The 8,188-nt window shown below is 70.4% G+C and carries 8 protein-coding genes; 4 read left to right on the forward strand and 4 right to left on the reverse strand.

Annotated features, from left to right (window positions below; translation table 11 throughout):
- Positions 1-122 precede the first annotated feature (122 nt).
- The gene (locus tag QH283_RS12970; protein WP_280503252.1) at positions 123-569 is read right to left on the reverse strand and encodes a hypothetical protein; all 447 of its coding nucleotides are present in this window, start codon (positions 567-569) and stop codon (positions 123-125) included.
- Positions 570-722: 153 nt separating this feature from the next.
- Entirely contained in the window at positions 723-1,073 is a 351-nt protein-coding gene (locus QH283_RS12975) for a hypothetical protein (RefSeq protein WP_280503253.1), read from the reverse strand.
- 85 nt (positions 1,074-1,158) lie between these two features.
- Here QH283_RS12975 and QH283_RS12980 point away from each other — a divergent pair, with 85 nt between their 5' ends.
- On the forward strand, positions 1,159-2,124 hold the full coding sequence (locus QH283_RS12980) for a quinone oxidoreductase family protein (protein WP_280503254.1): 966 nt from the start codon (positions 1,159-1,161) through the stop codon (positions 2,122-2,124).
- Positions 2,125-2,138: 14 nt separating this feature from the next.
- On the opposite strand, the gene QH283_RS12985 is transcribed toward QH283_RS12980, so the two are convergent.
- Entirely contained in the window at positions 2,139-2,426 is a 288-nt protein-coding gene (locus tag QH283_RS12985) for a hypothetical protein (RefSeq protein WP_280503255.1), read from the reverse strand.
- Between the two features lie 149 nt (positions 2,427-2,575).
- Positions 2,576-3,568: a heme o synthase gene (locus tag QH283_RS12990; RefSeq protein WP_280503256.1), complete on the reverse strand. Its 993-nt coding sequence runs from the start codon at positions 3,566-3,568 to the stop codon at positions 2,576-2,578.
- A 243-nt stretch (positions 3,569-3,811) separates the two neighbouring features.
- Between QH283_RS12990 and tkt the strand changes: the two genes are divergently transcribed.
- From tkt to zwf, 3 genes are all read left to right on the forward strand, one after another.
- Positions 3,812-5,953: a transketolase gene (gene tkt, locus QH283_RS12995; protein WP_280503257.1), complete on the forward strand. Its 2,142-nt coding sequence runs from the start codon at positions 3,812-3,814 to the stop codon at positions 5,951-5,953.
- 8 nt (positions 5,954-5,961) lie between these two features.
- Positions 5,962-7,098: a transaldolase gene (gene tal, locus QH283_RS13000; protein WP_280503258.1), complete on the forward strand. Its 1,137-nt coding sequence runs from the start codon at positions 5,962-5,964 to the stop codon at positions 7,096-7,098.
- Positions 7,099-7,178: 80 nt separating this feature from the next.
- Positions 7,179-8,188: glucose-6-phosphate dehydrogenase (zwf, locus tag QH283_RS13005; RefSeq protein WP_280503259.1), on the forward strand; the 1,010-nt coding region annotated here is incomplete at its 3' end.

Consider the following 8,188-nt stretch of genomic DNA (forward strand, 5'->3'; position numbering starts at 1 on the left):
GTGCTGGTGGTGTGCCCCGTGGGCGGTGCGGCCGCGGGCACCGCGGCCACCGCGGCGCTGTGGGCGTCGCTGCGCACCAGAGAAACCGGGACCGCTTCGATCTCCGCCCCGAGTGCGCGCGATCAGGCGGTGTCGCCGGTCTGACCACTGGGCCGTGGCCCCTCCAGGACGACCGAGTAGCCCGCGGCGCGCAGCACGCGCGCCAGCAGTTCCATCTCCACCGCGGTGCCGGTGCAGCCGATCGTGCGCAACTCGGCGACTTTCGCGTTGACCTCGAACAGTCCGCCCCCGCCGTATCGGCGCAGCAGGCCGAACAGCAGCGCGTCGTCGTCGAAGGGGCCGTCCGCCAGCCGCAGGCGGCTCGGTCCGTGCGCGGCCAGCAGGGCCGAGCGCACATAGTCGTCGGCACCGTCCGAGCAGGTGGCCCACCCGTTGCCACAGGCGGCGCAGGTGCTCTCGACTTCGGAGCGCAACCGCCCGTCGATGATGGCCTGTCGTACGGCGCACCGCATGACCGACCCACAGCGGTCGCAGCGAGTACTGCCCGCGACCACCGATTCACTGCTCACTCGCCGTGCCATCCCGCTGCCCGATCGCCTCGACGCGTGCCGACCGGTTTCTAGGTACAGCCGCGTACGCAAACGCTAACCCGGCGGATGGGGGCGCGACAAAGTATGCGTAACTCGCGGCGAGTTCTTCACCGCGAATCAGCGCACCGGCGGCTACTTCTCGTTGCGCGCCTTCGGGAAGCGCTTCTGCCCGGCGACCCAGCCGGCCATCTTCGCCCAGTGGCCCTTGCGCGGGGTCACCACGGAGGTGAGCTCGCGCTCCCACTCCTCGCTCGCGGTCAGGCCGTCGACGATCTCGACCAGCTTGTGCGCGGTGGGCAGGTCGGCCACGACCCGGTCGCCGAGCACACCATCGGCCCCGACCAGGGTGACCCGGACGCCGACGCGGCCGATCGGCTGCAGGACGGCGGTGGCCGAACCACCGTGGGCGGCCACGAAGCCCTTGACCGAATTCACCACGGAGCTCGGCACTTCGACGCGGGCGGGGGCGGTCTCAACGCTCATGTGAGCGAGTTTACCGACCGGTAGGACGCGACCGGTGGCCGACCTGTCCGGTTCGGCGAGGGCGGGCCGGGGTAGAACTGGATCCATGCGCGCCATTCAGGTTTCCGAACACGGCGGACCCGAAGTCCTCGTCGCCACCGAACTGCCCGACCCCGCTCCCGGCCCCGGCCAGGTGCTGGTCGAGACGCAGGCGATCGGTGTCAATTACATCGACACCTACCTCCGCACCGGCCTCTACCCCACCGACCTGCCCTACGTTCCCGGCTCGGAGGGCACCGGCGTGGTGCGCGAGGTCGGCGCCGGGGTGCGCGATGTCGCCGTCGGTGACCGGGTGGCGTGGGCGGCCGGTCCGGGCAGCTACGCCGAACAGGTGACCGTCCCGGCCGACGTGGTGGTGCCGGTGCCCGAGGGCATCGACCCGCCGGTGGCCGCCTCGGTGCTGTTGCAGGGCATGACCGCGCACTACCTGCTCGAGTCGGTGTACAAGCCGGAGAAGGGCGAGACCGTGCTCGTGCACGCGGGTGCGGGCGGCGTCGGCCTGATCCTCACCCAGCTCGCCGTCGCGCGCGGCGTCCGGGTGATCACCACCGTCTCCTCCGACGAGAAGGAGGAGCTCTCCCGCGAGGCGGGCGCCGCCGAGGTGCTGCGCTACGGCCCCGACCTGGCCGGGCGAGTGCGCGCCCTGACCGACGGCGAGGGCGTGGCCGCCGTCTACGACGGGGTCGGCAAGGACACCTTCGACGCCAGTCTCGACTCGTTGCGGGTGCGCGGCACGCTTGCCCTGTTCGGCGCCGCCAGCGGACCGGTCCCGCCGTTCGACCCGCAGCGCCTCAACGCGGCGGGCTCGGTCTGTCTCACCCGGCCCAGCCTCGCCCACTTCACCCGCGACCGCGAGGAGATCCTGTGGCGCGCGGGCGCCGTCCTCGAAGCCATCGCAGACGGCAGCCTGACGATCCGCGTCGGCGCCACCTACCCCCTCGCCGAGGCCGAACGAGCGCATCGCGATCTCGAGGGCCGCAAGACCACCGGATCCATCGTGCTCATCCCCTGAACGAGCGGCGCGCCTCAGTAATCCCTGCCGGTGAGGCCGCGGTACACGAAACGGGTCAAACCCTCCACGGCCTGCTCGTCGGTCAGTTCGACGCTGCCTTCTTCCACTGCCGTCAGCAGGCTCTGCGCGAGCAGGAACATCATCGCCAGGCCGGCATCGGCGGTGCTCGGCAGCCGCCGCCCGCGTTCGGCGAAGTCCGCCACGTGATCGGCGACATCGGCGCGCTGCCCGGCCCCGAACACCGCCACCTGCTGCGCGAATTCGTCGTTGACCAGCGCCGCCTGGGAGACCGCGCGCAGCACGGCTACCGTCGTCCGCCCTGGCACGCGGGTCGACGGCCCGCATCTGCTGGATGTCGACGGACACGCGCACGCGGCGTACGCCGCGACCGAAGGGGTCCGTGTGCTCGTCCGCCCGGACGGCTACATCGGCGCGATCGAGTCGGAAGAACTCAGCTGAAGAAGCTGCCGATGGTGTCCCAGCCCAGCACCGAGTCCACCGCGAGGCCGCAGAACACCACCGCGAGGTAGTTGTTCGATTGCAGGAACAGCCGCAGCGGCTTCACCGACTCGCCGCGGCGCACGCCGGAGTACAGCTGGTGCGCCATCAGCAGGAACCAGGCGCCGGCCACCACCGCGACGGCGGTGTAGATCACGCCGGTCGCGGGGACGAGGACCAGCGTGGCGAGCACCGTGAGCCAGGTGTAGATGACGATCTGCTTGGTGACGGTCTGCTCGGAGGCCACCACCGGCAGCATCGGCACGCCGGCCGCGCGGTAGTCCTCCTTGTAGCGCATGGCCAGCGCCCAGGTGTGCGGCGGCGTCCAGAAGAAGATCACCGCGAACAACGCGATCGCGGGCCAGCCGATGGTGCCGGTGACCGCCGCCCAGCCGACCAGGGCGGGCATGCATCCGGCCGCGCCGCCCCACACCACGTTCTGCGCGGTGCGGCGCTTGAGGCCAAGGGTGTAGACGAAGACGTAGAACAGGATGGTCAGCACCACCAGCGCGCCGCTGAGCAGGTTGGCCTGCCACCACAGCCACGCGAAGGAGGCCACGCCGAGGGTCAGGCCGAAGACGAAGGCGTTGCGGGTGGGCACCGCCTCCCTGGCCAGCGGCCGCTTGGCGGTGCGCTTCATGACCTTGTCGATGTCGGCGTCGGCCACACAGTTGAGGGTGTTGGCGCTGGCCGCGCCCATCCAGCCGCCGAACAGGGTGACCAGGATGAGCCGGATGTCGACCTCGCCTCGATCGGCGAGCAGCATCGTCGGGATGGTGGCGACCAGCAGCAGCTCGATCACGCGCGGCTTGGTCAGCGCCAGATAGGCCAGCACCCGGCGCATCGCCCGCGAGGCCAGGCCGTCTCCGGTGAAGCGATCGGCGAGCACTGCCGGAGAGGAGCCGTGCGCACCTCCACCGGCACCGGGCTGTTGACCGATCCGCACTGTCACTCCTCGCACGCTGTGCATCCAATCCGGCATAGAAAAAGCAGCCCGCTCGATTCTCGCTGTTCACGGACGCACAACCCGTGCGGCCAGGCCACTACTACAAAGGATGGTAGACCCTGCCGGGGTTCGCCCCGCCCACAGGCCCGCCTCCGCGCCGTTCGACCAGGCAGCCACAAGTTAGGGTGTTGTGGTAAATCGCCTCTTCCGCCTGCGAGACCCTATGTCAGGAGAATCCCGGTCGTGTCAGTGACAGACGACATCCGCGCCCTCACTCAGCCGAACCACCCGGACGACTGGACCGATCTCGACACCAAGGCCGTCGACACGGTCCGCGTCCTCGCCGCCGACGCCGTCCAGCAGGCGGGCAACGGCCACCCCGGCACCGCCATGAGCCTGGCGCCGCTGGCCTACACCCTCTACCAGCGCGTGATGCGCCACGACCCGAGCGATCCGAGCTGGGTCGGCCGCGACCGGTTCGTGCTGTCGTGTGGTCACTCCAGCCTCACCCAGTACATCCAGCTGTACCTGGCCGGCTTCGGCCTGGAGCTGGAGGACCTGAAGAACCTGCGCAAGTGGGGCTCGCTGACGCCGGGCCACCCGGAGTTCCGGCACACCGACGGCGTGGAGATCACCACCGGCCCGCTCGGCCAGGGTCTGGCCTCGGCGGTCGGCATGGCGATGGGCGCGCGTCGTGAGCGTGGTCTGTTCGACCCGCACGCCGCCGCCGGGCAGAGCCCGTTCGACCACCACATCTACGTCATCGCCTCCGACGGCGACCTGCAGGAGGGCGTGACCGCCGAGGCGTCCTCGCTGGCCGGCACCCAGCAGTTGGGCAACCTGATCGTCTTCTACGACGACAACAAGATCTCCATCGAGGACGACACCACCATCGCCTTCACCGAGGACGTGGCCGCGCGCTACGAGGCCTACGGCTGGCACGTGCAGACCGTGCTCGGCGGCGAGGACGTGGTGGCGATCGAGGCGGCGGTGGAGGCGGCCAGGGCCGTGACCGACAAGCCGTCGATCATCCTGCTGCGCACCGTGATCGGCTACCCGGCCCCGAACAAGATGAACACCGGCGCCTCGCACGGCGCCGCGCTGGGCGCCGACGAGGTGGCCGCCACCAAGAAGGCGCTCGGCTTCGATCCCGAGCAGACCTTCCAGGTCGACGCCGACGTCATCGCGCACACCCGCAAGGCCGTCGAGCGCGGCGCGGCGGCGCACAAGGCCTGGCAGGAGCGGTTCGACGCGTGGGCCGAGGCCAACCCGGAGCACAAGGCCCTGTTCGACCGCCTGGCCGCGCGCAGGCTGCCCGAGGGCTGGACCGACGCGCTGCCGGTGCACGAGCCCGACCCGAAGGGCATGGCCACCCGCAAGGCCTCCGGCAAGGTGCTGGCCGCGCTGGCGCCGGTGCTGCCCGAGCTGTGGGGCGGCTCGGCCGACCTGGCCGAGTCCAACAACACCACCATGCCCGGCCAGCCCAGCTTCGGCCCCGAGGCCATCTCCACCGGTATGTGGAAGGCCGAGCCGTACGGCCGCACCCTGCACTTCGGTGTGCGCGAGCACGCGATGGGCGCGATCCTCAACGGCATCGCCCTGCACGGCCCGACCCGCCCGTACGGCGGCACCTTCCTGGTGTTCAGCGACTACATGCGCCCCGCGGTCCGGCTGGCCGCGCTTATGGGGGTGCCCGCCATCTACGTGTGGACCCACGACTCCATCGGCCTGGGCGAGGACGGCCCGACCCATCAGCCGATCGAGCACCTGGCCGCGCTGCGCGCCATCCCCGGCCTGAACGTGGTGCGGCCCGGCGACGCCAACGAGACCACCTACGCCTGGCGGACCATCCTCGAACGCGACTCCGCCGAGCACAGCTCGCACTTCTCGGTCTCCGAGCCGCCGCACCAGGACGGCCCGTCGGCGCTGGCGCTGACCCGCCAGGACCTGCCGATCCTGGAGGGCACCAGCTACGAGGGCGTCGCCAAGGGCGGTTACGTGCTGGCCGAGGCCTCGACCGGCACCCCGCAGGTCATCCTGATCGCCACCGGTTCCGAGCTCCAGATGGCGGTGGCCGCGCGCACTACGCTGGAGGCGCAGGGCATCGGCACCCGCGTGGTCTCGATGCCGTGCGTGGAGTGGTTCGACGCGCAGGACAAGGCCTACCGCGACGAAGTGCTGCCGCCCTCGGTGCGCGCCCGCGTGGTCGTCGAGGCCGGTATCGCGATGCCGTGGCACCGGTTCGCCGGTGACGCGGGCGAGATCGTCTCGATCGAGCACTTCGGCGCGTCGGCGGACTTCAAGACGCTGTTCCGCGAGTTCGGCCTCACCGAGGAAGCCGTCGTCGCGGCCGCGCAGCGCACGCTGGAGAACGTGAAGGGATAGCAAGCGCCATGGCACAGAACGAGAACATCGCGGCACTGGCCGCGGCGGGGGTGTCGGTCTGGCTCGACGATCTGTCGCGCGATCGCATCCGCAGCGGCAATCTCGCCGAGCTGATCGAGACCCGCGGCGTCGTCGGGGTCACCACCAACCCGACGATCTTCCAGGGCGCGCTCAGCAAGGCCCACGCCTACGACGAGCTGTTTAAGGAGCTGCCCGGGGCGGGCGCCGACGCCGACGCGGCCATCCGCACCATCACCACCGACGACGTGCGCGAGGCCTGCGACGTGCTGGCCGGGGTGTACGAGACCACCGGCGGCAAGGACGGCCGGGTGTCCATCGAGGTGGACCCGCGCTTCGCCTTCGACGCCGACAAGACCGTCGCCCAGGCGATCGACCTGTGGAAGACCGTCGACCGGCCGAATCTGTTCATCAAGATCCCGGCCACCGAGGCGGGCCTGCCCGCCATCACCTCGGTGATCGGCGAGGGCATCAGCGTGAACGTGACGCTGATCTTCTCGGTGCGGCGCTACCGCGCGGTGATGGGCGCCTACCTCGACGGCCTGCGCAGGGCCCGCACCGCCGGTCACGACCTGGCCAGGATTCATTCGGTCGCCTCGTTCTTCGTGTCCAGGGTGGACACCGAGATCGACAAGCGACTGGAGGCGATCGGCACCGAGGAGGCGCTGGCGCTGCGCGGCAAGGCGGGCGTGGCCAACGCCCGGCTGGCCTACGCCGAGTACCTGGACGTGTTCGACAACGCGGGCGCGCACGCGTCCACCTACAAGCACCTGGCCTCCTCGGGCGCGTTGAAGCAGCGCCCGCTGTGGGCCTCGACCGGTGTGAAGAACCCGGACTACCCGGACACCCTCTACGTCACCGAACTGGTCGCGCCGAACACGGTCAACACCCTGCCGGAGAAGACCCTCGAGGCCGTCGCCGACCACGGCGAGGTCCGTGGCGACACCGTCAGCGGCACCGCCGCCGAGGCGGCCGAGGTGTTCGAGCGGCTGAAGTCGGTCGGCATCGACCTGGACGACGTGTTCGCGCAGCTCGAACGCGAGGGCGTGGAGAAGTTCGAACAGTCCTGGGAGGAATTGCTGACCGCCACCGCGCAGGAGCTGCGCGCGGCCGGTAGCGAGAGCTGAGCGTGGCGGGCACGGCTTCCGCCCGGGCGAACGGAGCCCGGTCCGCCGAGGCACGGGCCGCGAAGGCCTGGCGCAATCCGCTGCGCGACGAACGAGACAAGCGGGTCCCGCGGATCGCGGGCCCGTGTGGCCTGGTGATCTTCGGCGTCACGGGTGATCTCTCGCGCCGGAAACTGATGCCCGCCATCTACGACCTGGCGAACCGGGGGCTGCTTCCCCCCGGTTTCGCCCTGGTCGGGTTCGCGCGCCGCGACTACGCGCACGAGGACTTCGCGCAGGTGGTGCTCGAGGCGGTCAAGGCGAACGCGCGCACCCCGTTCCGCCAGGAAGTCTGGGACCACCTCGCAGAGGGCATCCGGTTCGTGCAGGGTTCCTTCGACGACGACGCCGCCTTCGCCACCCTGGCCCAGACGCTCGCGCAGCTGGACAAGGAGCGCGGCACCGGCGGCAATCACGCCTTCTACCTGTCGATTCCGCCGGACATGTTCCCGCTGGTGCTCGACCAGCTCTCCGAGCACAAGCTGGCCGGCCCGGTCGAGCCCGACGCCAACGGCGGGCAGCCGTGGCGGCGGGTGGTCATCGAGAAGCCGTTCGGGCACGACCTGGACAGCGCGGTCGAGCTGAACGCCCTGGTCAACCGGGTGTTCCCGGAGGAGACGGTCTTCCGCATCGACCACTATCTCGGCAAGGAGACGGTGCAGAACATCCTGGCGCTGCGCTTCGCCAACCAGCTGTTCGACCCGATCTGGAACGCCAACTACGTCGACCACGTGCAGATCACCATGGCCGAGGACATCGGTCTCGGCGGTCGCGCGGGGTACTACGACGGCATCGGCGCGGCGCGTGACGTGATCCAGAACCATCTGCTGCAACTGCTGGCGCTGGTGGCGATGGAGGAGCCGATCAGCTTCGAACCCAAGCAGTTGCAGGCCGAGAAGATCAAGGTGCTCTCGGCGACCAAACTGGTGGAGCCGCTGGACGAGACCACCGCGCGCGGACAGTACGCGGCGGGCTGGCAGGGCGGCGAGCAGGTGGTCGGCCTGCTCGACGAGGACTGCTTCGACCCGAACTCCACCACCGAGACCTATGC

The organism is Nocardia farcinica (genome assembly GCF_029867845.1).
GTDB classification, from domain to species: Bacteria; Actinomycetota; Actinomycetes; order Mycobacteriales; family Mycobacteriaceae; genus Nocardia; species Nocardia farcinica_A.

Coding starts and splice junctions, on each gene's coding strand:
- QH283_RS12975 (WP_280503253.1), bottom strand. CDS start 1,073: ATGAGCGTTGAGACCGCCCCCGCCCGCGTCGAAGTGCCGAGCTCCGTG.
- QH283_RS12980 (WP_280503254.1), top strand. CDS start 1,159: ATGCGCGCCATTCAGGTTTCCGAACACGGCGGACCCGAAGTCCTCGTC.
- tal (WP_280503258.1), top strand. CDS start 5,962: ATGGCACAGAACGAGAACATCGCGGCACTGGCCGCGGCGGGGGTGTCG.